Raw genomic sequence first — 21,704 nt, 5'->3', positions numbered from 1 at the left:
AGGATGAGTTTTATAATCATAAAGCAAAACTAGCAGTTGTTATAATTAAAAAATTGTAGAAATGGGACAGTGTCTCAATCTATAAATTTTGAGATGTTACGAGTTTAAAATAGTCCAAAAGGTATCTTCTGTACCAAGGTGAGATAGATTGCCAAAAAACGCTTTTGGGTTAAATCCTGTTACTTTTTTAAAGTGTTTGATAAAATCGGCTTGATCATAATAGTCGTTTTGATAAGCCAAATCGGTTAAAGCTGGTTTGTGCTTTTGATAAATGTCAATTGCTTTTCTAAATTTTATGAGCGTAGAAAACGCTTTAGGAGAACAATTTAGGTGTTTTTGAAATAAACGCAACAAGGTTTTTCGGTTGATTCCTAAAGTATTCGAAACCTCTTGTATATTTAACTCTGTTTTGAATAGTAAATCAACAGCTTTTAAAAATAGCTCATCTTGGAAATGAGTAATTTTAGAGCTGAAAAAAGCGTCTAATAGTTTTGTTTTTTCATGAGTTGAATTAGTGCTGTAAACCTGAGTTAGTACTTGCTCAAAGTCTTTTCCGAAATAATCAAAATTCACTTTTGGAGTCTCTGTGACAACTGTTGATAAGGGTTGTGACAAAAAATGATTTAAGCCTAAAGGCTGAAACACAATTCCTATTTTATCAAAAGGCGCTTGTATAATTCCTGATCTTGCAGTTAAATGAATACCAGTATAAATAATTTCAAAAGACTGTTTTGCGCAAGGCGTTACTCTTGACTCTGAACCAGAGAAACTAATTTTAGATTGCTTGTATACTGTTATAGCATTTCTATAATGTGGATAAAAAATATACGACTTAACAAAACCTTCAGTATTAGAGGCATTAAAATAATAATATGCAATGTATTGCTGTAAAGCCTTATTATTTGGTTTTACAGTAAAATAGTGTTCGTTTTCATGCATTATTTTATTTCAAACTTAGTACTTGTGCCATCAATTTGAACAGTATAAGTTCCTTTTGGTAAATAGTACTTTCCGTTTTCAGATTTGTTAATGTCTAAGCTAGAGTTTTCTTTTTCTAATGCTTTTTTGCCTTTTTCGGTTATAGTTAAATCGTAGCTAGCGTAATTGAATCCTTTACTTGAAGTGACTTTAATAGTATTTAATTCAGAATTATTTTCTGATACAATTTTTATGTTCTTAGGTTCAGATGAGTTTGAATAAAATGCAATTTCAATTTCAGGTTCAAAAGTATCATACCATTGTCCCCAAGAACTTCCCCAACGCGAAGAGTGTCTTACATCGTTTACATCAAATAAGGTAATAGCATTGGTTTGCATTTTAGAATTCATTTGCTGTAAATGCGCAATATTGGTTTTATAGATGCTACGACCATGCGTTCCTAATAGTAAATCATTTGCTTCAGGTTGAATAACAATATCATGAACAGCAACATTAGGTAAGCCATTACTAAACGCTTCCCATGAGCTTCCTATATCAAAAGAGACATAGGCTCCATTATCGGTTCCTAAGTACAGGATGTTTTCGTTTTTAGGATCTTCTTTAATAACGTTTACTGGAGAAGCAGGAATGTTTGAACCAATATTTTCCCAAGTTTTTCCATAGTCGTCACTCATATAGGCATACACTTTAAAGTCGTCCCAACGATAACCATTCAACGTAGCATAAACACGTTCTTTTTTGTGTTGCGAAGCAATAACACGACTTACCCAAAGGTCTTTAGGGAATGTGCTTGATATGTTTTGCCAACTTCCGCCAGCATCTTTAGTGATTTGTACTAGACCATCATCACTACCTGTATAAATTAGTCCGAACTGAAAAGGTGACTCGCTAATAGTTGTTAAGGTTCCGTAGGCAACATTTCCTTTTTTTCCACCATTGGTTAAATCACCACTTATGGCTTGCCAATCGGTTCCTTGATTCATGGAGCGCATTAACTTGTTTCCTCCTAAATACAAGATGTCTTGATTGTGAGGTGATAGTAAAATAGGCGTTTGCCAGTTAAAACGATAAGGGTTTTCTCCTAATTCGTGTTTTGGTTGAATATAAGCTTGGTCGTTAGTTTCTAGATTCAATCTAAAATAGTTTCCAAATTGATAACCAGTGTAAACGATATTGTGGTTTCTACTGTCAATTTGTACTTGCATACCATCTCCTCCCATGATGCTTTTCCATGGATATTGACCACTTTGATGCCAACTTTTATCTTCTCTTGCAGTATGAGACCCAACCCAAACACCATTGTCTTGCAATCCTCCATAAACGTTATAAGGACTTGCATTATCTACATTGATAGTATAAAACTGGCCTACTGAATTTACATTAAGTTTTTCCCAACTTTCACCATCGTCATAGCTCATGTTTAAACCACCATCATTACCATTAATTAAATGACCAGATTTTTTAGGGTTTACCCAAAGTGCTTGGTGATCGCTATGAACGTTTTCTGCACTAATAGATTTAAAAGTTGCTCCACCATCTTTTGATTTTAAAATTGGTACGCCTAAAATGTAAATACCATTTACATCTTGAGGGTCAACACGTATTTCTCCAAAATAATAACCATAACTATAGTATAAATCGTCAATGTAATTTTTGTGAGTTTTTTTCCAAGTTGCTCCACCATCTTCACTTTTGTAGACTTCAGCTCCAACAACAGGAGTGTCAAATAACATGGAGTTAGCATCTTCAAGATATCTTGCTAAGTCAATTGGTTTTACAGTACCACTGCTTACCAGTTGCTTTACGTTTTGTGCTCTGTACTTTTCTTGAAAACCGTTGGTTTTTAAATACTCGTTTAGCTTTTTGTCGTCAAGTTTTAAAAACGCATCAGTGGTCATGGTTTTAAAATCGTCTTTTGAAAGTGCGTTTGAAGTTTCTTTTTTACCTTCAGAAGTTCTTCGGAATTGACTGTCATGCAATGCATAAACGACATTGTCATTAAATATAGCTAAACCAATTCTACCTACTCCAGTTCCTGTTGGAAAACCACTTCTTTCAGTTGAAATTTTAGTCCAGGTTTCTCCAGCATCAGTACTTTTATATATTGCAGAATTATTTCCGCTTCCATCAAAATTCCACGCTTTTCTGTCTTTAGTCCACGATGCAGCATACATGATATTGAAATTGTTAGGAGAATGTTGAACATCAATAATTCCACTCATATCATCTACAAATAATTTTTGTGACCATGTATTTCCACCATCAGTAGTTTTGTAAATTCCGCGTTCTTGATTAGGAGAATATAAATGTCCTGTAACACCAATAATAACTTCGTTAGGATTATTAGGGTTTATAAGAATTCGTCCTATATGATGAGAATCTTTTAAACCCACATTGATCCAGTTTTTACCATTGTCAGTCGATTTTAAAATTCCAATTCCAGCATAAGATGAACGAGAGCTATTATTTTCTCCTGTACCAACCCATATGGTTTTGTTGTTCCAGTCTACTGCAATATCTCCAACGTTTTGTGTATTTGCGTTATCTAGAATTGGTGTAAAGGTTGAACCGTTGTTTGTTGTATGCCAAACACCTCCTGAAGCATAAGCCACATAAAACTCGGTTGGGTCATTAGGGTTGACATCAACATCAGTAACACGACCACTCATTACAGTAGGCCCAATGTTTTCAAAAACAATGTTTTTAACCAATGAATTTTGAGTTAATTTATTTTTTTGTTGAAGTGCTTTTTCAACAACATCAGCATTGGTTGAAGGTTGTTGGCTAAAGCAAAAAAGAGAAAAAAGGGCTGTACTTAAGAAGAGCGTGTTTTTAAATTTCATGATGTTGGTTTTCTTGGAATGAAAATTAACGATAATACTGCTAGTTGCAAAATTTGGATTAAAAGTTTAACAGAATATCATAACATGCTTGGGCTTGCGTTTTTGTTTGCTTATTTTTGAAAAAATGAAACGTTATTGTCTAGTTGAGCTTGTCGAATCTAAAGCTTTAATCTAATAGAAAAACAGTTAGATAAATTCAGCGTGACAGATAACTAAATATTAATAAGATTCCCATTTTCAAGGGAATAAAAAAATAAATTTTTCTTATGAAATATCACCCAATAGATAGCAAACTTTTTATAAAAAACCGTAAAAATTTTATGTCGCAAATGAAACCAAGTAGTTTGGCGGTTTTTAATAGCAACGACATCTATCCTATAAGTGCAGATAGCACGATGCCTTTTGAGCAACATAGAGATATTTTTTATTTAAGCGGAGTAGACCAGGAAGAAAGCATTTTAGTGCTTTTCCCTGATTGTCCAAATCCTAAGCATCGTGAAATGTTATTCTTAAAAGAAACCAACGCGCATATTGCAGTTTGGGAAGGTGAAAAACTAACTAAAGAAGCCGCTTTTACTACTAGCGGAATCAAAACCGTGTATTGGTTACAAGACTTAGAAAAAATTATGTTCGAAGTCATGACGCAATGCGATACGGTTTATATAAATACTAATGAACATTACAGAGCCAATGTAGAAACTGAAACACGCGAAGACCGTTTTACTAAATGGCTTAAAGACAAATATCCTGCACATTCAGTAGCTAAGAGTAATCCTATTTTACAGCGTTTACGCTCGGTAAAAGACCCAATAGAAATTGAACTCATGCAACAGGCTTGTAATATTACCGAAAAAGCGTTCAGAAGAGTATTAGGTTTCGTAAAACCTGGTGTTTGGGAGTTTGAGATTGAAGCTGAAATGATGCACGAATTTTTAAGAAATCGATCTAAAGGTTTTGCATACACGCCTATTATCGCTTCAGGGAATAATGCTAATGTGTTACATTATATTGAAAACAACCAACAATGTAAAGATGGTGATTTAATTTTGTTTGATACAGCTGCTGAGTATGCTAACTATTCAAGCGATTTAAGCCGAACCATTCCTGTAAATGGTAAGTATACCGAACGTCAAAAAGCAGTTTACAATGCTGTGTTGCGTGTAAAAAATGAAGCGACTAAACTATTGGTTCCTGGTACTATTTGGGCAGACTACCATGTGGAAGTTGGTAAACTTATGACCTCTGAATTATTAGGTCTTGGATTATTGAATAAAGCTGATGTGCAAAACGAAAATCCTGATTGGCCAGCGTACAAAAAATACTTTATGCATGGTACCAGTCACCATATTGGTTTAGATACGCACGATTATGGTTTACTACACGAACCAATGCAAGCCAACATGGTATTTACTGTTGAGCCTGGTATTTATATTCCAGATGAAGGGTTTGGTATTCGTTTGGAAGATGATGTAGTAATCCAAGAAAGAGGAGAACCTTTTAATTTAATGGGTAATATCCCAATTGAAGCAGAAGAGATTGAGGAGTTGATGAATTCATAAACAAAAAAACGGCAATTTGCCGTTTTTTTAATTTAATATCACTTCTGTTTCGAAAACATATCGATTTAACTTCCGTAAGGTTTCTTGTTTATCACTTGTATTAATCAACAGCGATATATTATTATTACTTCCACCATAGGCAATCATACGCACATTAACGTCTTGTAATATCTGGAACAGTTTAGGGGTATCAGGATGAAATACAATGTTATTACCTACTAAACAAACAATAGTTCTGTAGTCGTCTATTTCAACTGATGCAAATTTTTGTAATTCTTCTGAGATGTGTTGTAGGTGAGAGGTGTCGTCAATAGTTAAGGACACTGCAATTTCAGACGTGGTAATCATATCAATTGAAGTTTCATATTTTTCAAAAACCTCAAAGACTTTCTTCAAAAATCCGTGAGCTAACAACATACGAGCCGATTTAATCTTTATAGCAGTAATACCATCTTTAGCTGCTATGGCTTTTATACCTTCACCATGAATGGTATTTGTAATTAAAGTTCCATGAGCTTGTGGAGCCATAGTGTTTTTTAAACGCAACGGAATGTTTTGCTCTCTAATTGGCATAACCGTTTGCGGATGTAAGATTTTAGCACCAAAATAAGCCAACTCAGCAGCTTCGTCAAAAGACAAGTTTGAGATGGCTTGCGTGTCTTCAACATAACGTGGGTCGTTATTATGAAAACCGTCAATGTCTGTCCAAATTTGTACTTCTGTAGCATTAATTGCAGCTCCAATAATTGTTGCAGTATAATCACTTCCACCACGTTGTAGGTTGGCAACTCCACCTTCAGAATCCAAACAAATAAAACCTTGTGTAATGTAAATGTCTGCTTGTGGTAATTGCTCAATACAACGAGTTAAGTTTTGTTTGATGTAAAAATTATCTGGTTCATGGCTTTTATCGATACGCATAAAATCGAGTGCTGAAATCAACTGTGCATTAATACCTTCCTGTTGTAAAAATCTACTGAATAAAAAGGTAGATAAAAGTTCGCCTTGAGATACAATTCTGTTATACAATAACTCAGTATGAGTTTCTTTAGCCCAAAGACTCAAAGATTTAAAAACCGATTGAGTATAAGCTTGAGCTTCTTTATGCAATTGCGAATCTTGTAGTAAACCATTAACGACATCAACATATTTTAAACGTAAATTCTCAATAAGTTGAGGTGTTAGGTTGACGTTATTGTGTTTTATAGCTTCAGAAATCGCCACTAGCGCATTAGTTGTTCCAGACATTGCTGAAAGCACTACAATCTTTCTGTTGCCATTATTAATGATGTTTTTTACGTTGGTCATATTTTCAATAGACCCTACTGATGTTCCGCCAAATTTTAAAACTTGCATAGTCTTGTTCAATTAATTTTGAAGCAAAGCTATATTCAAAAGAGTTTAAACACATGAAATTTAAAAAATTAAACTAAATTTGCACACACTGTTAAATAATTAACAAAATGAAAACTATTGCAGCTTGTGTTGAAGAGCTTTTGGTAGCACAACCTTTTTTAGAAGAAGCCTTGTCTAGAAATATAATTAACTATTCCGCTTTGGCAGAAGAATTGGCAGATCCTGTTAGTGAAATGCTTAGAAAGCCTGTAAAAACTGGAGCGATAATGATGGCGTTAAGGCGTTATAGTCCGCCAAAAGATCTAGGAAATTCACCACGATTAAAACGCGTTATTGAAAGTTTGGGAGATATTACTGTAAGGTCTAATTTAAGTGATTTTACATTTCAAAATTCTAAAACACTTATACTAAGTCATTCTAAGGTTTTGCAACATATTGATGCGCAAAGTAATGTGTTTTATGCGTTTACTAGAGGAATTCTAGAGAGTAATATTATCATTTCGAGTTCACAAAATGCTTATATAAAAGAAAATTTTAAAGATGAAACCTTATTGGGACTCAAAGAGCATCTTTCAGCAATAAGCATTAGTCTTCCTGAGAACAATTCAAAAGTTACAGGATTGTATTACCAGATTTTTAAGCGATTAGCTTGGGAAGGTATCGCATTGTACGAAGTTGTATCTACCACTAATGAGTTTACTGTTTTGGTTGAAGACGAAGTGGTTGATAAAGCCTTTTCGGTAATCAAACGTCTAAAAAGTTAGTCGTACATCTTTTTAAGATCGTTTTCAAACAGTGTAAATTCATCGTTATAAAAGGCTTTAAAATTTTCTTCGCTTACTTGTCCAGGAAATGGTGCATAGTAATGTGTAGGACTGTTTTCGTCGTTTCTCCACACAAGTACATAAGACAGCTCCAAGTCGTTTTCTTTTAAAAGCTTTAGTAAGGTATCAGTCCACCAAGTCGTGTTAGGGATGGACTCTAATCCTGTTTCGGTAAAAGCAGCAAGTTTGTGTTTCTCTTTAGCGTAATCCGAAACAATTTTCAGTTTTTTGGCAGCAGTTTCCAAATCATATCTATCGCGACCTAAATCGGCATAGTTATCCATTCCAACCATATCTACCCATTCATCACCAGGATAACGTTCTAAAAATTCTTCTTCGGTAGTAAATCTGTTATCAGGAGAAAAGGCATAAATAAAATTATGAACACCCAACTCATCTCTCAAGTAACTAACGGTAAATTGCCATAAACTAATAAATTCTTCTTTTGAGCAGTAAGGTTTTCCCCACCAAAACCAATCGCCATCAAACTCATGGAAAGGTCTAAAAATAACAGGAACCGATTTTCCATCAGCTCCTTTCAGGTTGTTTGCCCAATACCCAATTCTTTTAAGGATATTTTTATACTCATGATGAGCTTCACCACCAGGAATTATATATTTTACAGCAGGTTTTGAGATAGAATCCTTCCAATAAAAACCACCTCCAGAAACAGGATTGTTAAAATGCCATGCAATTGTGGTAATGCCTCCTCTATTGTAAGTGTCTTCTACATTTTTTTTTAATTCATGCATTACTTGTTGTGTTCTACGTTCGCTAATCCCTGAAAAATTTATAAAATCAACACCTATAACTGCTGGATGAGAACCCACAACAGATTTTACATCACTTCGGTTCTTGTCATCTTTCCAGCCATGACCATATTCAGTGGCATGTTGGTGTCCAAAGAGAATGTGTTTTTTAGAAGTTTCTTTTAAATTATTAAAAAGATTTATGGTTTCGGCAGTAGCGTTTTTGTCTATTAAATGATTGGTTGAGGTTTTTGAACAACTAAACATTAATAAGGATAAAAGAACAAATAGCGAAAGTAATTTCATAATAAAATAAGGTATAGGTTCAAAATTAAAGGTTTTAAGTATTCTCCTATAACACTATCTTTGCATTTCTTTATAGAATAATGACAATAAAATATAAGAACATAAATTTATACTTTACTGATGAAGGTAAAGGCGAAGCAGTAGTCTTGTTACATGGTTTTTTAGAAAACTCTACTATGTGGACTAATTTAGGTCCTGAGATTTCCAAAAACCACAGAGTTGTAACCATAGATTTACTGGGTCATGGACAAACAGATAGTATTGGTTATATCCATACTATGGAAATGATGGCTGAAGCAGTAAAAGCTGTATTAGAACATTTACAGATTGAACAAGCAAATTTTATTGGCCATTCAATGGGTGGATATGTTGCTTTAGCTTATGCAGAAAACTACACTAGTGATGTTACAGGTTTGTGTTTAATGAATTCTACCGCTCAAGAAGATAGTGGCGAACGTAAGTTAAACAGAGACAGAGCTATAAAGGCTGTTAAACAAAATCATAGAGCCTTTGTGAGTATGTCTGTTGCCAATTTGTTTGCTCCCGAAAATCGAGAAACGTTAAAAGAAGCAATTGATTTTGTTAAAGAACAAGCTTTGGAGACTTCGCTTCAAGGTATTGTTGCAGCATTAGAAGGCATGAAAACGCGTAAAGACAGAACACGGTTTTTTAAAGCACTTCCTATAAAGAAAATGCTTATAGTTGGACGTAAAGATCCTGTTTTAGAGTTTAATACAACGGTATCTCATGTTGAACATTCTGATGTAAAAATTGTTGAATTTCCTGATGGACATATGAGTCATATTGAAAATACGAAAGAATTAACTTACAATATTTTACGTTTTATCGAAAAATAGAGCTTTTAAACAGTTTTTATTTTGTTTTTTTCTAAGTTAACAGTCCCAAATCTCGATAACATGAAAAAAACTACAACTAACCCAGCCTCTAAACTAATTTGTGATTTTTTTGGTCACAAATATGAAGTATCAAAAAAAGTAACTTCACACGTAAAAGAATACACTTGCAAATGTTGCAAAAAGCAACTTACTACAAATAGCAACGGAAATTTAACTGAGCTTACGCCTAAGTACAAAGAAATCAATATTATCCTTGAAGAGATTTACACAAGAAGGATGATACGTTTAAAGTCAAAAACACTCAGTTCATCGATATATTAACAATTGCTTGTAAGTTTTTACTTGATTTTCATATATTTAGAAATCCTCTAAAGTAATAACTAAAATAGCAAGTCAAGTGAAAAATCTCTACTGTTCTTTATTTGGTCATGAGTACAAAGTAGCTAAAAAAGTTACGTATCATGTCAAAGAGTACAAGTGCAAAAACTGTAATGCACAAACGACCATTAATGGTAAAGGAGAAATGATTCCTTTAACACCAAAATACAAAGAAATAAATTCGGTTTTAGAGCGTATACACAACCGAAGAGTTCACAACAAAAAACAAAAAGCGCTTATTCCTGATTATTAAGAGCGTTCCAACCCTTAGCAACTATTGGAATTTTAGCTTCTGCTCTAGTTACCAAATGCATTCCGCTGCTTTTTTCTGTAATAAATCCTATAACACTCAAATTTGGGTTTGCTTTAATTTTAGGGTAATCGTCTTGAGAAATCGTCATTAAAAGTTCATAATCTTCTCCACCATTTAAAGCTACAGTTGTACTGTCTATATCAAACTCTTCGCAAGTTGAAATTACTTGAGGGTCTAAAGGTATTTTGTTTTCATACAATTCAACACCAACATCGCTGTGTTTGCACAAATGAATAATTTCAGAAGACAAACCATCGCTTATATCAATCATAGATGTAGGTTTTACCTCCAAGTCTTTTAGAAGTTTTACTATGTCTTTTCTAGCTTCAGGTTTTAATTGACGTTCAATAATGTACGTGTACATGTCCAAGTCTGGTTGGTTTTGAGGGTTCACTTTAAACACTTCTTTTTCGCGTTCTAAAACTTGTAAACCCATGTATGCTCCACCTAAATCACCAGTAACAACAAGTAAGTCGTTAGGTTTTGCTCCTGATCTATAAACCACATCATCAGTTGCAACTTCACCAACAGCAGTAACCGAAATAATTAAACCAGTAGTTGAAGAGGTGGTGTCACCACCAATAACGTCAACACCATAAACAGCAGCAGCAGTTTGAATACCACTATACAACTCTTCGAGTGCTTCAACAGGGAAGCGGTTAGAAACAGCAATAGAAACCGTAATTTGTGTTGCATTGGCATTCATAGCATACACATCAGAAAGGTTGACCATTACACTTTTGTAACCTAAATGTTTTAAAGGCATGTAGCTAAGATCAAAATGCACATTTTCAACTAGCATATCGGTTGTAAGCACAATTTGTTTAGACTTAAAGTCTAGCACAGCAGCATCATCACCAATACCTTTAATGGTTGATTTGTGTTTAACCTCAAAGTGTTTTGTTAAATGATCTATAAGTCCAAATTCTCCTAATTCTGAAAGTGGAGTACGTTGTTGATTTTTATCTTCTATCATGCTGCAAATTTAAAGATTATGAAGTAAAAACTTATGCCATTTTATAAATTAATGAGCAAGCAGCTGTGTTATCTGTTTAGCTTATGCAACTATTTGCTAATATAATGTTAGGTTGTATGGTAAAACCCTTCTTATATTGTATATTTGCAGTCAATTTAGACGTAATTAAAACAATTATGATTAAAGTATCAGATACAGCTAAAAAGAAAGTTGTAGAGTTAATGACCGAAGATGGTTTCAACTCAGCAACAGACTTTGTTCGTGTAGGTGTTAAAAGTGGAGGTTGTTCTGGTTTATCGTACGATTTAAAGTTTGATAAAGCACAGAATGAAGAAGATAAGGTTTTCGAAGATAATGGTGTAAGAATAATTGTTGATAAAAAAAGCTTTTTATACCTTATAGGAACAACTCTTGAGTATTCAGGAGGTTTAAACGGAAGCGGATTTGTATTTAACAACCCTAATGCTAATAGAACATGTGGTTGTGGTGAATCATTTTCACTGTAATTTTTTGAAGCGAGATAACTAATGAGTAAGTATACCGAAGACGATTTAAGAGAAGAGTTAAAAACCAAGGAATATGAGTACGGATTTTATACAGATATAGAATCTGATACTTTTCCTGTAGGTTTAAACGAAGATGTTGTTCGTGCTATTTCTAAAAAGAAAGAAGAACCAGAGTGGATGACTGAATGGCGTTTAGAAGCCTTTAGAGTTTGGGAACAAATGGTTGAACCAGAATGGGCAAATGTAAACTACGAAAAACCAGATTTTCAAGCCATATCTTATTATTCAGCACCTAACAAAAAGCCTAAATATGAAAGCTTAGATGAGGTTGATCCTGAATTATTAGAAACGTTCAATAAGCTAGGGATTTCTTTGGATGAGCAAAAGAAACTTGCAGGAGTAGCAATGGATGTTGTTGTTGACTCAGTTTCTGTTGCAACAACCTTCAAAAAAACATTAGCAGAAAAAGGTATTATTTTCTGCTCAATTTCAGAAGCAATTAAAGAACATCCAGAACTTGTAAAAAAATACATAGGAACGGTTGTTCCAAAAACCGATAATTTTTACGCAGCATTAAACAGTGCAGTATTTAGTGATGGGTCGTTTTGTTACATTCCTAAAGGTGTACGTTGCCCAATGGAATTATCAACCTATTTCAGAATTAACCAAGCAGGAACAGGACAATTTGAAAGAACACTTGTGGTTGCAGACGAAGGCAGCTATGTAAGTTACCTAGAAGGCTGTACAGCTCCAAGTAGAGATGAAAACCAATTGCATGCAGCAGTTGTTGAGCTTATTGCTATGGAAGATGCTGAGATAAAGTATTCAACAGTTCAAAACTGGTTCCCAGGAAATGCCGAAGGTAAAGGAGGCGTTTACAATTTTGTAACCAAACGTGGATTGTGTGAGAAAAACTCAAAAATTTCTTGGACGCAAGTTGAAACAGGAAGTGCTGTTACTTGGAAATACCCAAGCTGTGTGTTAAAAGGAGATAACTCAGTAGGTGAGTTTTACTCTATTGCTGTAACTAATAATTTCCAGCAAGCAGATACAGGAACTAAAATGATTCATTTAGGAAAAAATACTAAGTCAACCATTATTTCAAAAGGTATTTCAGCAGGAAAATCTCAAAACTCTTACAGAGGTTTAGTTCAAATCAGTTCTCGTGCAGACAATGCTCGTAATTTTTCACAGTGTGATAGTTTGCTAATGGGTAATGAGTGTGGAGCGCACACATTCCCATATATTGAAGCTAAAAATAAATCGGCTCAAATAGAGCACGAAGCAACAACCAGTAAAATTGGTGAAGACCAGATATTTTACTGTAACCAACGTGGTATCGATACTGAAAAAGCAATCGCCTTAATCGTAAACGGTTTTAGCAAAGAAGTATTAAACAAGTTACCAATGGAGTTTGCTGTTGAAGCACAAAAGTTATTAGAAATAAGTTTAGAAGGCTCAGTTGGATAAACACTAAAAACAAACAGATGAAAAAAATCTTTTTAGCACTTTTAGTATCTGCAGTATTGTTTTCATGTAAAAACGATTCTAAGAGCGACACAAGTTCTACCGAAACAACTATCGAAAATGTTGATGGTAAAACAGCAAAGCAAAATGATGGATTGACACTTGTGGTTGGGGAGTTTGTATACTATGCTGATGCTGCTGTTATTCAAACCAATACTACAGTGTATGGAGTTGTTATCGATAAAAAAATGCATGAGCTAAACGATATGGCTCAACAATACAAAAAAGAAGCTACAGATTATGTGACTGTTGAGGTTAGAGGGGAAATAATTCCGAAACCGAAAAACGAAGAAGGTTGGGATTACAGAGTAGAAATTAAAGAAATACTAAAAGTTTCTGCTTCTAAAGCAGATGAGAATAACGTTATAAAATTAGGAACAAAATAAGATATGTTAAAGATAGATAACTTACACGCAAGTGTTGAGGACAAAGCAATACTAAAAGGAATTAACCTAGAGGTTAAAGCAGGAGAGGTACATGCTATTATGGGGCCAAATGGTTCAGGTAAAAGTACTTTGGCATCAGTAATTGCAGGAAGAGAAGACTATGAAGTTGAAGAAGGTGAAATCATTCTTGAAGGTGAAAATATCGATGAGTTAGCTGCTGAAGAGCGTGCACATAAAGGTATTTTCCTATCCTTTCAATATCCTGTTGAAATACCAGGTGTTTCGGTTACCAATTTTATGAAAACAGCCATCAACGAAACACGTAAAGCAAAAGGACTTGAAGAAATGCCAGCTAATGAAATGCTGAAATTAATTCGTGAAAAATCTGAGCTTTTAGAAATTGATCGCAAGTTCTTATCACGTTCATTAAATGAAGGTTTTTCAGGTGGAGAGAAAAAGCGTAATGAAATCTTCCAAATGGCAATGTTAGAACCAAAATTGGCTATTTTGGATGAAACCGATTCAGGTTTAGATATTGATGCTCTTCGTATTGTTGCAAATGGAGTAAACAAGTTAAAGAGTAAAGACAATGCTGTAATTGTTATTACGCATTACCAACGTTTATTGGACTATATCGTTCCAGATTATGTACATGTTTTACATAACGGGCGAATAGTAAAATCAGGACCAAAAGAATTAGCTCACGAGCTAGAAGAAAAAGGTTACGATTGGATTAAAGAAGAAGTTGGCGCATAAATGCCAGTAATCAGTTAACAGTAAGTGGTAGTTGATATCACAAACTGAAACTGCAAACTGTAAAAAATGGAATTAAAAGATAAATTAGTCTCATCGTTTTTTGCTTTTGAAGATCATTTAGAAGATGCTTCTCCAATTCATGATATAAGAAACGAAGCTATAAAAACATTTGAGCAAAAAGGATTTCCTACTAAAAAAGAAGAAGCTTGGAAATATACTTCTCTTAATAGTGTTTTAAAACACGATTACAGCCTTTTCCCAAAGACTGAAAATGCTATTGAGTATAAAGATATCAAGCCTTACCTAATTCATGATATTGATAGTTATAAAATTATTTTTATAGATGGTAAGTATTCTTCACACTTGTCTCAAACCACACACGATGGTATTGACGTTTGTTTAATGTCTGCTGCTTTGGCTAAGCCTAAATACAGATTAGTTATTGAAAACTATTTTAATAAAGCTGCAACAAAAGACAGTTTGCCATCATTAAATACAGCATTTTCTAGTGAAGGTGCATACATTCATATTCCTAAGAATAAGTTGGTTGAAAAACCAATTCAAATCGTGCATTTTTCAACAGGAAATGAAGCCGCTTTAATGTTGCAACCACGTAATTTAATTGTTGTTGACGAAAATTCTCATGTGCAAATCATAGAACGTCATCAAAGTCTTACAGATAACCCTGTATTGACCAATTCAGTAACTGAAATTTTTGCAAACAAGCGTGCTATTGCTGACTATTATAAAATACAAAACGATAATCAAAACGCTTCATTAATTGATAATACGTTTATCAAGCAAAAGCAAGAAAGTCATGTGTCTGTACATACGTTTTCATTTGGAGGAAAATTAACAAGAAACAATCTTAATTTTTACCAAAATGGTGAGCGTATAGATTCTACTTTAAAAGGCATCACAATTATTGGAGATAAGCAGCATGTAGACCATAATACTTTAGTACATCATATAGAACCAAATTGCGAAAGTCATCAAGATTACAAAGGTATTTTTGGAGATAGTGCTACAGGTGTGTTTAACGGTCAAGTTGTTGTTGAAAAAGAAGCACAAAAAACCAATGCTTACCAGTCTAACAACAATATTTTAGTTAGTGACAAAGCAACTATCAACTCTAAACCTCAATTGGAGATTTTTGCTGATGATGTAAAATGTTCACATGGTTGTACTATTGGTCAATTAGATGAAAGTGCTATGTTTTATATGCGTTCAAGAGGAATACCAGAAAAAGAAGCAAGAGCGCTTTTAATGTATGCATTTAGTAACAATGTATTGAATTCGGTAAAAATCCCAGAAATAAAACAACGCATTACTAAGCTTATCGCTAAAAAATTAGGCGTTAATATTGGGTTTGATTTATAACGGTTTATGTCTTTAAATGTAGCTGACATACGAAAAGACTTTCCAATACTTTCAAGAAAAGTCAATGGCAAACCATTAGTGTATTTTGATAATGCTGCAACTTCGCAAACACCACAACAGGTAATTGATTGTATTGTTGATTATTACAGTGGTTATAATGCTAATATACACAGAGGTGTTCATACACTAAGTCAGGAAGCAACTGACAAATACGAAGAAGCTAGACTGAAAATACAAGCGCATTTTAATGCCAAAAAATCTCACGAGATTATTTTTACTTCTGGTACTACGCATGGTATTAATTTAGTAGCTAATGGGTTTTCATCACTATTAAAAAAAGGTGACGAAATTATTGTTTCTGCCTTGGAGCACCACAGTAATATTGTGCCTTGGCAAATGTTGTGTGAACGCACAGGAGCAACGCTAAAAGTCATTCCAATGAACCAAGATGGTGAGTTGGTTATGTTAGAATTTGACAAGCTATTGTCTCAAAACACCAAATTGGTGTTCGTTAATCATATTTCAAATGCACTAGGGACCATTAACCCAATTGAGGCTATCATTGAAAAAGCGCATCAAGTAGATGCTGCGGTTTTAGTTGATGGAGCTCAAGCGTGTCCACATATTAAACCAGATGTTCAGGCTTTAGACGTTGATTTTTATGTCGCTTCTGCGCATAAAATGTGTGGTCCAACAGGAGTTGGTATACTTTACGGAAAAGAAAAATGGTTAAACCTGTTGCCTCCATATCAAGGTGGTGGCGAAATGATTGCTGAAGTTACTTTTGAAAAAACAACTTATGCCGATTTACCTCACAAATTCGAAGCAGGAACACCAAACATTTGTGGAGGCATTGCTTTTGGAGCTGCAATTGATTATATGAATGCAATAGGTTTTGATGCTATTGCAAACTATGAGCATGAGCTACTTGAGTATGCTACTGAAAAGTTGCTCGCTATCGATGGACTTAAAATTTACGGAACTTCTAAGCATAAAACATCAGTTGTTTCTTTTAATTTAGAAGGAATTCACCCTTATGATGTAGGAACTATTCTAGATAAACTAGGTATAGCTGTTCGTACAGGTCATCATTGTGCACAACCTATTATGGATTTCTACAAAATTCCTGGTACTGTTAGAGCTTCATTTGCATTTTATAATACTAAAGAAGAGATTGATGCTTTAGTAGAAGGTGTCAAAAAAGCACAAATGATGTTATCTTAATAACAATTCATTAATTATCAATTAATTAACATTGTTTTAACTCTTTTTTAACTAAAAGAGGGTGATGTGTTTTGTCGAAAAATTAAATATTTTTTATTAATTATGTTAAAAAATTGCTAAATAATTATATATTCGGCAATATTTTAAATTAAATACTACATAATTATGAAAAAAACACTTTTAGGTATGGCTGCTTTGGCTTTACTTTTTACGTCATGTAATGACGATCAAAATGAGGTTTCTAATACCGATCAATCCAAAGTTGATATGAGTGATTTTTATCTCTATACCGATGCTGATACTGATGAGGCTTCAAGAATAGCTGAAGGTAATTCAAAAGCATGTTATTCAATGGTGAATTTAAACAGGCTTTTAAATGAAAATCCTAATTTAGAGCAAAATATGTTCGATATCGAATTCAATTCCCGTAAGTTCATTGCTGGTAAAAAAGGTGGAAATGGAAACGGAAATGGAAACGGAGGAGGCTCTGGTGGAGATGGTGGAGATGGAGGCTCTGGTGATGATAACCTTGGAATAATTAACATTCCTGTTTATGTACATGTAGTTTATAGTAACTCAAACGAAAACATTAGTGATAATCAAATTAATTCTCAAATTGATGTTTTAAATGAAGATTTTAGAGCAACAAATAGCGATGCTAGTCAAGCACCAACAGAGTTTGCAGGTCTTGTTGCAGATTCTGAAATCACATTTTCATTAGCAGGCGTGTTTAGACATTCTAACTCAAGAACATCTTGGGGAACTAATGATTTAGTTAAAAGTACTTATCCTCCTATAACTCCTGAAACACATTTGAATATTTGGGTTTGTAACATAGGTGGAGGCATTTTAGGATACGCTCAATTTCCTGGTGGACCAACTGCTACCGATGGTGTTGTTGTAGGGCCTAATTTCTTCGGAACAACAGGATATCTTTCTGCTCCTTTTGATGAAGGAAGAACTACTACACATGAAGTAGGACATTACTTAAATTTACGTCATATTTGGGGAGATGGAAGATGTCGTCAAGACGATTTTGTATCTGATACTCCTTCTTCTGATGGTCCAAATTATGGATGTCCATCTTATCCAACGGTTAACTGTCGTTCAAATGACATGACAATGAATTATATGGATTATGTAGACGATGCATGTATGTATATGTTTACTGAAGGGCAAAAATCAAGAATGCGTTCAATTTTTGCATCTGGAGGACCAAGAAGTGCTATGGTAAACTAAACCTTTAAATTATATAATTTTTTAAAAGACGTCAATTTTGGCGTCTTTTTTGTATTATTAATTATCTAAACCAAAAATACGTAGAAGATGAAATTAATTTTACTCATATTAAACCTAGTACTATTGAACTCTTGTGGAGCATCAAAACAAGATTCGCTTACAAATAGTAATGAGAACGCTATGAATAGAGAAAAAGTGACGTTATCAGGAACTTATAAAATAGTAGTCATTGATGATAATGAGACATTACCTGACGATTTGACCATTTCCTTTGATAATAAGACAAATAAAGTATCAGGTTATTCTGGTTGTAATCAATTTATGGGAGATTATACGTTTGAAAATGATTCAATTACTTTTGGACCTCTAATGTCTACAAAACGATTTTGTATGGACAGTATTAATACAATTGAACGAAAAATGCTAAGTGCATTATCTAAAACCCAAACATTAGTTTTCGTAAATGAAGAGTTGAGTTTTATGAGTGGAGACACAGTGGTATTAAAAGCTTCTAAAACCGAAACAAAGTCTAATAAAGTTGCACAAGAAAGCGATTATATAATTGAGTACTCTGCAACTACAAGAGGATTTCATAATTCGTTAAAATTGCAAAATGGTATTATGACTACTCTAAAAGGAAGAGATTTAAAAGAAGCTAAAAAAACGTGTTCTGAAGAAGATTTAGCTACTTTAAATAAATTGATTCAAGAATTAGATTTAGAAAAATTAAATACACTAGAATCACCTTCAAAAGCTCATCAATATGATGGTGCTCCAATAGGTCGATTAATAATTGAATATAAAGGAAAAACCTATCAAACACCTGCGTTTGATGCTGGAAACCCTAATAAATATGTTGCGCCTTTAATTGAAAAATTATTGGCAACTGCCGAAATGGGTAAATAATTGAAAAGCTGTATAACTATTCGTATTTTTGCATAAAAGAAAGACTGTGACAATACAAGAGATACAAAACGAGATTATAGACGAATTTTCAATGTTTGATGATTGGGAAGAACGTTACCAATACATGATAGATTTAGGTAAAACACTTCCACTGATTGATGCACAATACAAAACCGACGATTTTATTATAAAAGGTTGCCAAAGTAAAGTTTGGGTACATGCCAATTTAGATACAGATAAAGTTGTTTTTACAGCAGATAGTGATGCTATTATTACCAAAGGCATTATCGCTATTTTAATTCGTGTATTCTCAAACCAACACCCGAAAGACATCATAGAAGCTAATACAAATTTTATTGATGAAATTGGACTAAAAGAACATTTATCACCTACTAGAGCTAATGGTTTAGTAAGTATGATAAAACAATTAAAAATGTATGCAGTTGCATACCAAACACAATTAAATTAATATGGAAACCACAATAGATACAAACGCTTTAGGTGAAAAAATAGTAAAGGTTTTAAAAACTATTTTTGATCCTGAAATTCCTGTAGACATCTACGAATTAGGTTTAATTTATGACGTTTTTGTTAACGAAGATTATGATGTGAAAATCTTAATGACTTTAACAACGCCTAATTGTCCTGTTGCTGAAACATTGCCTTTAGAGGTTGAAGAAAAGGTGAAATCAATAGACGAAGTAAAATCTGCTGAAGTAGAAATTACTTTTGATCCGCCTTGGAGTCAAGATTTAATGAGCGAAGAAGCCAAGTTAGAACTTGGTATGCTTTAATAAGGTTTTATAAATGCCAAGACGTACGCCTACTTCATTAAAAGACGATAAAAAACCTAATCTTAAGTCGTCTTTTAATGCGCTTGTTTACATTCCTAGGTTTTTTAGAGAAATCTGGAACGTAAACAAAAAACTTTTTTTACTTGCTGCCTTTTGCAGATTAATTGGTGCATTGCTTCCTGTTATTATTTTATGGGTTGGAAAACTCATTATAGATGAAATTATTCTTCAAACCTCATTAGAGGTTACAGATTACACCCAACTTTGGACCTATGTTGCTGTAGAATTTACCCTAGTTATTTTATCAGATTTGGTAAGTCGTGCTATTTCACTAACTGATGGTTTACTTGGCGATGAATATAATATTGCAACTTCGGTTACTATTATAAAAAAGACCAATCAAATTAACATTAGTCTGTTAGAGGATGCCGATTTTTACGATAAGCTAGAACGTGCCAGAACACAAACCACAGGTCGTGTTGGTCTTATGTCTAATGTGTTAGGACAAGCCCAAAGCGCTATTTCTATTGCAACACTTGTGGCAGGTTTAATTTATTTTGAACCGTATTTAATCATCTTGTTGGTATTGAGTATAATTCCGTCGTTTATTAACGAAGTTCGCTTTAGTCAACAACAATATTCATTGGCTAGAAGCTGGACAGCTGAACGCAGAGAATTAGATTACTTACGATTTATTGGTGCCAATGATAAAACAGCAAAAGAAATAAAGCTTTTTGGACTTACAGATTTTGTTGTAAATCGGTTTAAAAACCTTTCAGAAGAATACTATGAACTCAACAAAACCCTTGCTATAAAACGTTCAGCTTTAGGTTTTGTGTTTAACGTTTTGGGTTCATTAAGTTATTATGGTGCTTATGTGTTTATCATTTATCGTGTGCTTTCTGGCGCTATTACACTAGGTGAACTTACGTTTCTTTCTGGGTCTTTCAATAGGCTTATGAAAAACCTTCAAGACTTTTTTTCAAAATTCACACGTATTTCTGAAAGTGCTTTATATCTTAAAGATTATTTTGATTTTGTTGATATTTCTGTGGCTTCAAAAACCAAAGAAGATGTACCATTACCAAAACAGATTAAACAAGGTTTTGAGTTTAAAGACGTGCGTTTTTCGTATCCAGGTTCTGAAGTTGAAATATTAAAAGGCATTTCGTTTACATTACAAGCTGGTGAAAAACTAGCATTTGTCGGTCAAAATGGTGCAGGAAAAACCACATTAACCAAACTGTTATTACGCTTTTACGAACCAACTTCTGGAGAAATTTTATTAGATGGTATTAATATAAATCGCTTTAATAAAGCCGAATATCAAGAGTTTTTTGGAGTGATTTTTCAAGATTTCTTTAAGTATGAATTTACTGTAAAAGAAAACATTGCTATTGGAGACATTGACGAACTGAACAATCAAGAAAAAATTGAAAATGCTGCTGAATTAAGTTTAGCAAATGATGTGATTTCAGAGCTAAAACACGGTTACAACCAACAATTAGGAAAACGTTTTGTAAACGGCATGGAACTTTCTGGTGGACAATGGCAAAAAGTAGCTTTAGCAAGAGCGTATATGAAAAACGCCGAAGTAATGATTCTAGACGAACCTACATCAGCACTTGATGCCAAAGCTGAAAGTGATGTATTCACAAGGTTTATTGGACTTACCGAAGGAAAAACAAGCATTATTATTTCGCATAGATTTAGTACAGTTAGACAAGCCGATAGAATTTTGGTTCTAGAAGAAGGTCGTGTTCTTGAAATAGGAACTCACGAAGCGTTAATGGCAAACAAATCGTTATATGCTGAATTATTTACACTTCAGGCCGAAGGTTATCAATAGCTTTCAACATATTAAACACTCGATTTTCGAGTAAAAC

21 protein-coding genes are annotated in these 21,704 nt (G+C 33.7%); 16 read left to right on the top strand and 5 right to left on the bottom strand.

Annotated features, from left to right (window positions below):
- Positions 1 to 96 precede the first annotated feature (96 nt).
- Together ABD011_RS01245 and ABD011_RS01240 are read right to left on the bottom strand one after the other, a co-directional pair.
- A complete protein-coding gene (locus ABD011_RS01245) occupies positions 97 to 939 on the bottom strand; it encodes a helix-turn-helix domain-containing protein (protein WP_343795172.1) in 843 nt (280 codons plus the stop codon).
- A complete protein-coding gene (locus ABD011_RS01240; protein ID WP_343795171.1) occupies positions 939 to 3,782 on the bottom strand; it encodes a WD40/YVTN/BNR-like repeat-containing protein in 2,844 nt (947 codons plus the stop codon). The genes ABD011_RS01245 and ABD011_RS01240 overlap by 1 nt, the downstream gene beginning before the upstream one ends.
- Positions 3,783 to 4,048: 266 nt before the next feature.
- On the opposite strand from ABD011_RS01240, the gene ABD011_RS01235 reads away from it, so the two are divergent.
- The gene (locus tag ABD011_RS01235; protein ID WP_343795170.1) at positions 4,049 to 5,341 is read left to right on the top strand and encodes an aminopeptidase P N-terminal domain-containing protein; all 1,293 of its coding nucleotides are present in this window, start codon (positions 4,049 to 4,051) and stop codon (positions 5,339 to 5,341) included.
- Between the two features lie 27 nt (positions 5,342 to 5,368).
- Here the strand turns inward: ABD011_RS01235 and ABD011_RS01230 are convergent, their stop codons facing one another.
- Entirely contained in the window at positions 5,369 to 6,697 is a 1,329-nt protein-coding gene (locus ABD011_RS01230) for an aspartate kinase (protein ID WP_343795169.1), read from the bottom strand.
- A 107-nt stretch (positions 6,698 to 6,804) separates the two neighbouring features.
- Between ABD011_RS01230 and ABD011_RS01225 the strand changes: the two genes are divergently transcribed.
- Positions 6,805 to 7,461, top strand: a complete 657-nt coding sequence (locus tag ABD011_RS01225) for a hypothetical protein (protein ID WP_129759917.1) — start codon at positions 6,805 to 6,807, stop codon at positions 7,459 to 7,461.
- On the opposite strand, the gene ABD011_RS01220 is transcribed toward ABD011_RS01225, so the two are convergent.
- On the bottom strand, positions 7,458 to 8,576 hold the full coding sequence (locus tag ABD011_RS01220) for a glycoside hydrolase family 26 protein (RefSeq protein WP_343795168.1): 1,119 nt from the start codon (positions 8,574 to 8,576) through the stop codon (positions 7,458 to 7,460). The genes ABD011_RS01225 and ABD011_RS01220 overlap by 4 nt on opposite strands.
- A gap of 80 nt (positions 8,577 to 8,656) precedes the next feature.
- Between ABD011_RS01220 and ABD011_RS01215 the strand changes: the two genes are divergently transcribed.
- From ABD011_RS01215 to ABD011_RS01205, 3 genes are all read left to right on the top strand, one after another.
- Entirely contained in the window at positions 8,657 to 9,433 is a 777-nt protein-coding gene (locus ABD011_RS01215) for an alpha/beta fold hydrolase (protein WP_343795167.1), read from the top strand.
- A gap of 60 nt (positions 9,434 to 9,493) precedes the next feature.
- Positions 9,494 to 9,754, top strand: coding sequence for a hypothetical protein (locus ABD011_RS01210; protein WP_129759920.1), 261 nt, complete (start codon positions 9,494 to 9,496; stop codon positions 9,752 to 9,754).
- 76 nt (positions 9,755 to 9,830) lie between these two features.
- Positions 9,831 to 10,064, top strand: a complete 234-nt coding sequence (locus ABD011_RS01205) for a hypothetical protein (protein ID WP_129759921.1) — start codon at positions 9,831 to 9,833, stop codon at positions 10,062 to 10,064.
- Here the strand turns inward: ABD011_RS01205 and thiL are convergent.
- Positions 10,048 to 11,100: a thiamine-phosphate kinase gene (thiL, locus tag ABD011_RS01200; protein WP_343795166.1), complete on the bottom strand. Its 1,053-nt coding sequence runs from the start codon at positions 11,098 to 11,100 to the stop codon at positions 10,048 to 10,050. The two genes, ABD011_RS01205 and thiL, sit on opposite strands and share 17 nt — an antisense overlap.
- Before the next feature lie 176 nt (positions 11,101 to 11,276).
- On the opposite strand from thiL, the gene ABD011_RS01195 reads away from it, so the two are divergent.
- The 11 genes from ABD011_RS01195 to ABD011_RS01145 all read left to right on the top strand — a co-directional run bounded on the left by ABD011_RS01195 (position 11,277) and on the right by ABD011_RS01145 (position 21,667).
- Positions 11,277 to 11,606 carry a HesB/IscA family protein gene (locus ABD011_RS01195; protein WP_129759923.1) on the top strand — a complete coding sequence of 110 codons (330 nt, stop codon included), beginning with the start codon at positions 11,277 to 11,279 and terminating at the stop codon, positions 11,604 to 11,606.
- 21 nt (positions 11,607 to 11,627) lie between these two features.
- On the top strand, positions 11,628 to 13,076 hold the full coding sequence (gene sufB, locus ABD011_RS01190; RefSeq protein ID WP_343795165.1) for a Fe-S cluster assembly protein SufB: 1,449 nt from the start codon (positions 11,628 to 11,630) through the stop codon (positions 13,074 to 13,076).
- A 17-nt stretch (positions 13,077 to 13,093) separates the two neighbouring features.
- Positions 13,094 to 13,519 carry a hypothetical protein gene (locus ABD011_RS01185; RefSeq protein WP_343795164.1) on the top strand — a complete coding sequence of 142 codons (426 nt, stop codon included), beginning with the start codon at positions 13,094 to 13,096 and terminating at the stop codon, positions 13,517 to 13,519.
- 3 nt (positions 13,520 to 13,522) lie between these two features.
- Complete coding sequence (sufC, locus tag ABD011_RS01180) at positions 13,523 to 14,275, top strand: Fe-S cluster assembly ATPase SufC (protein ID WP_129759926.1); 753 nt, start codon at positions 13,523 to 13,525, stop codon at positions 14,273 to 14,275.
- A gap of 66 nt (positions 14,276 to 14,341) precedes the next feature.
- On the top strand, positions 14,342 to 15,655 hold the full coding sequence (gene sufD, locus ABD011_RS01175; RefSeq protein ID WP_134198237.1) for a Fe-S cluster assembly protein SufD: 1,314 nt from the start codon (positions 14,342 to 14,344) through the stop codon (positions 15,653 to 15,655).
- A gap of 6 nt (positions 15,656 to 15,661) precedes the next feature.
- The gene (locus tag ABD011_RS01170) at positions 15,662 to 16,879 is read left to right on the top strand and encodes an aminotransferase class V-fold PLP-dependent enzyme (RefSeq protein ID WP_343795163.1); all 1,218 of its coding nucleotides are present in this window, start codon (positions 15,662 to 15,664) and stop codon (positions 16,877 to 16,879) included.
- Between the two features lie 165 nt (positions 16,880 to 17,044).
- Positions 17,045 to 18,118 carry a zinc metalloprotease gene (locus tag ABD011_RS01165; protein ID WP_343795162.1) on the top strand — a complete coding sequence of 358 codons (1,074 nt, stop codon included), beginning with the start codon at positions 17,045 to 17,047 and terminating at the stop codon, positions 18,116 to 18,118.
- An 87-nt stretch (positions 18,119 to 18,205) separates the two neighbouring features.
- Positions 18,206 to 19,024 carry an META domain-containing protein gene (locus tag ABD011_RS01160; protein WP_343795161.1) on the top strand — a complete coding sequence of 273 codons (819 nt, stop codon included), beginning with the start codon at positions 18,206 to 18,208 and terminating at the stop codon, positions 19,022 to 19,024.
- Between the two features lie 46 nt (positions 19,025 to 19,070).
- Complete coding sequence (locus ABD011_RS01155; RefSeq protein ID WP_343795160.1) at positions 19,071 to 19,493, top strand: SufE family protein; 423 nt, start codon at positions 19,071 to 19,073, stop codon at positions 19,491 to 19,493.
- Position 19,494: 1 nt separating this feature from the next.
- Positions 19,495 to 19,818: a DUF59 domain-containing protein gene (locus ABD011_RS01150; protein ID WP_343795159.1), complete on the top strand. Its 324-nt coding sequence runs from the start codon at positions 19,495 to 19,497 to the stop codon at positions 19,816 to 19,818.
- Between the two features lie 13 nt (positions 19,819 to 19,831).
- On the top strand, positions 19,832 to 21,667 hold the full coding sequence (locus tag ABD011_RS01145; protein ID WP_343795158.1) for an ABC transporter ATP-binding protein: 1,836 nt from the start codon (positions 19,832 to 19,834) through the stop codon (positions 21,665 to 21,667).
- Positions 21,668 to 21,704: the final 37 nt, after the last annotated feature.

This window comes from Gaetbulibacter jejuensis (assembly GCF_039524015.1).
Lineage (GTDB): Bacteria > Bacteroidota > Bacteroidia > Flavobacteriales > Flavobacteriaceae > Gaetbulibacter_B > Gaetbulibacter_B jejuensis.
This window is presented reverse-complemented; position numbering and strand designations above follow the sequence as displayed.

Coding starts and splice junctions, on each gene's coding strand:
- ABD011_RS01245 (WP_343795172.1), bottom strand. CDS start 939: ATGCATGAAAACGAACACTATTTTACTGTAAAACCAAATAATAAGGCT.
- ABD011_RS01240 (WP_343795171.1), bottom strand. CDS start 3,782: ATGAAATTTAAAAACACGCTCTTCTTAAGTACAGCCCTTTTTTCTCTT.
- ABD011_RS01235 (WP_343795170.1), top strand. CDS start 4,049: ATGAAATATCACCCAATAGATAGCAAACTTTTTATAAAAAACCGTAAA.
- ABD011_RS01230 (WP_343795169.1), bottom strand. CDS start 6,697: ATGCAAGTTTTAAAATTTGGCGGAACATCAGTAGGGTCTATTGAAAAT.
- ABD011_RS01225 (WP_129759917.1), top strand. CDS start 6,805: ATGAAAACTATTGCAGCTTGTGTTGAAGAGCTTTTGGTAGCACAACCT.
- ABD011_RS01220 (WP_343795168.1), bottom strand. CDS start 8,576: ATGAAATTACTTTCGCTATTTGTTCTTTTATCCTTATTAATGTTTAGT.
- ABD011_RS01215 (WP_343795167.1), top strand. CDS start 8,657: ATGACAATAAAATATAAGAACATAAATTTATACTTTACTGATGAAGGT.
- ABD011_RS01210 (WP_129759920.1), top strand. CDS start 9,494: ATGAAAAAAACTACAACTAACCCAGCCTCTAAACTAATTTGTGATTTT.
- thiL (WP_343795166.1), bottom strand. CDS start 11,100: ATGATAGAAGATAAAAATCAACAACGTACTCCACTTTCAGAATTAGGA.
- ABD011_RS01195 (WP_129759923.1), top strand. CDS start 11,277: ATGATTAAAGTATCAGATACAGCTAAAAAGAAAGTTGTAGAGTTAATG.
- sufB (WP_343795165.1), top strand. CDS start 11,628: ATGAGTAAGTATACCGAAGACGATTTAAGAGAAGAGTTAAAAACCAAG.
- ABD011_RS01185 (WP_343795164.1), top strand. CDS start 13,094: ATGAAAAAAATCTTTTTAGCACTTTTAGTATCTGCAGTATTGTTTTCA.
- sufC (WP_129759926.1), top strand. CDS start 13,523: ATGTTAAAGATAGATAACTTACACGCAAGTGTTGAGGACAAAGCAATA.
- sufD (WP_134198237.1), top strand. CDS start 14,342: ATGGAATTAAAAGATAAATTAGTCTCATCGTTTTTTGCTTTTGAAGAT.
- ABD011_RS01170 (WP_343795163.1), top strand. CDS start 15,662: ATGTCTTTAAATGTAGCTGACATACGAAAAGACTTTCCAATACTTTCA.
- ABD011_RS01165 (WP_343795162.1), top strand. CDS start 17,045: ATGAAAAAAACACTTTTAGGTATGGCTGCTTTGGCTTTACTTTTTACG.
- ABD011_RS01160 (WP_343795161.1), top strand. CDS start 18,206: ATGAAATTAATTTTACTCATATTAAACCTAGTACTATTGAACTCTTGT.
- ABD011_RS01150 (WP_343795159.1), top strand. CDS start 19,495: ATGGAAACCACAATAGATACAAACGCTTTAGGTGAAAAAATAGTAAAG.
- ABD011_RS01145 (WP_343795158.1), top strand. CDS start 19,832: ATGCCAAGACGTACGCCTACTTCATTAAAAGACGATAAAAAACCTAAT.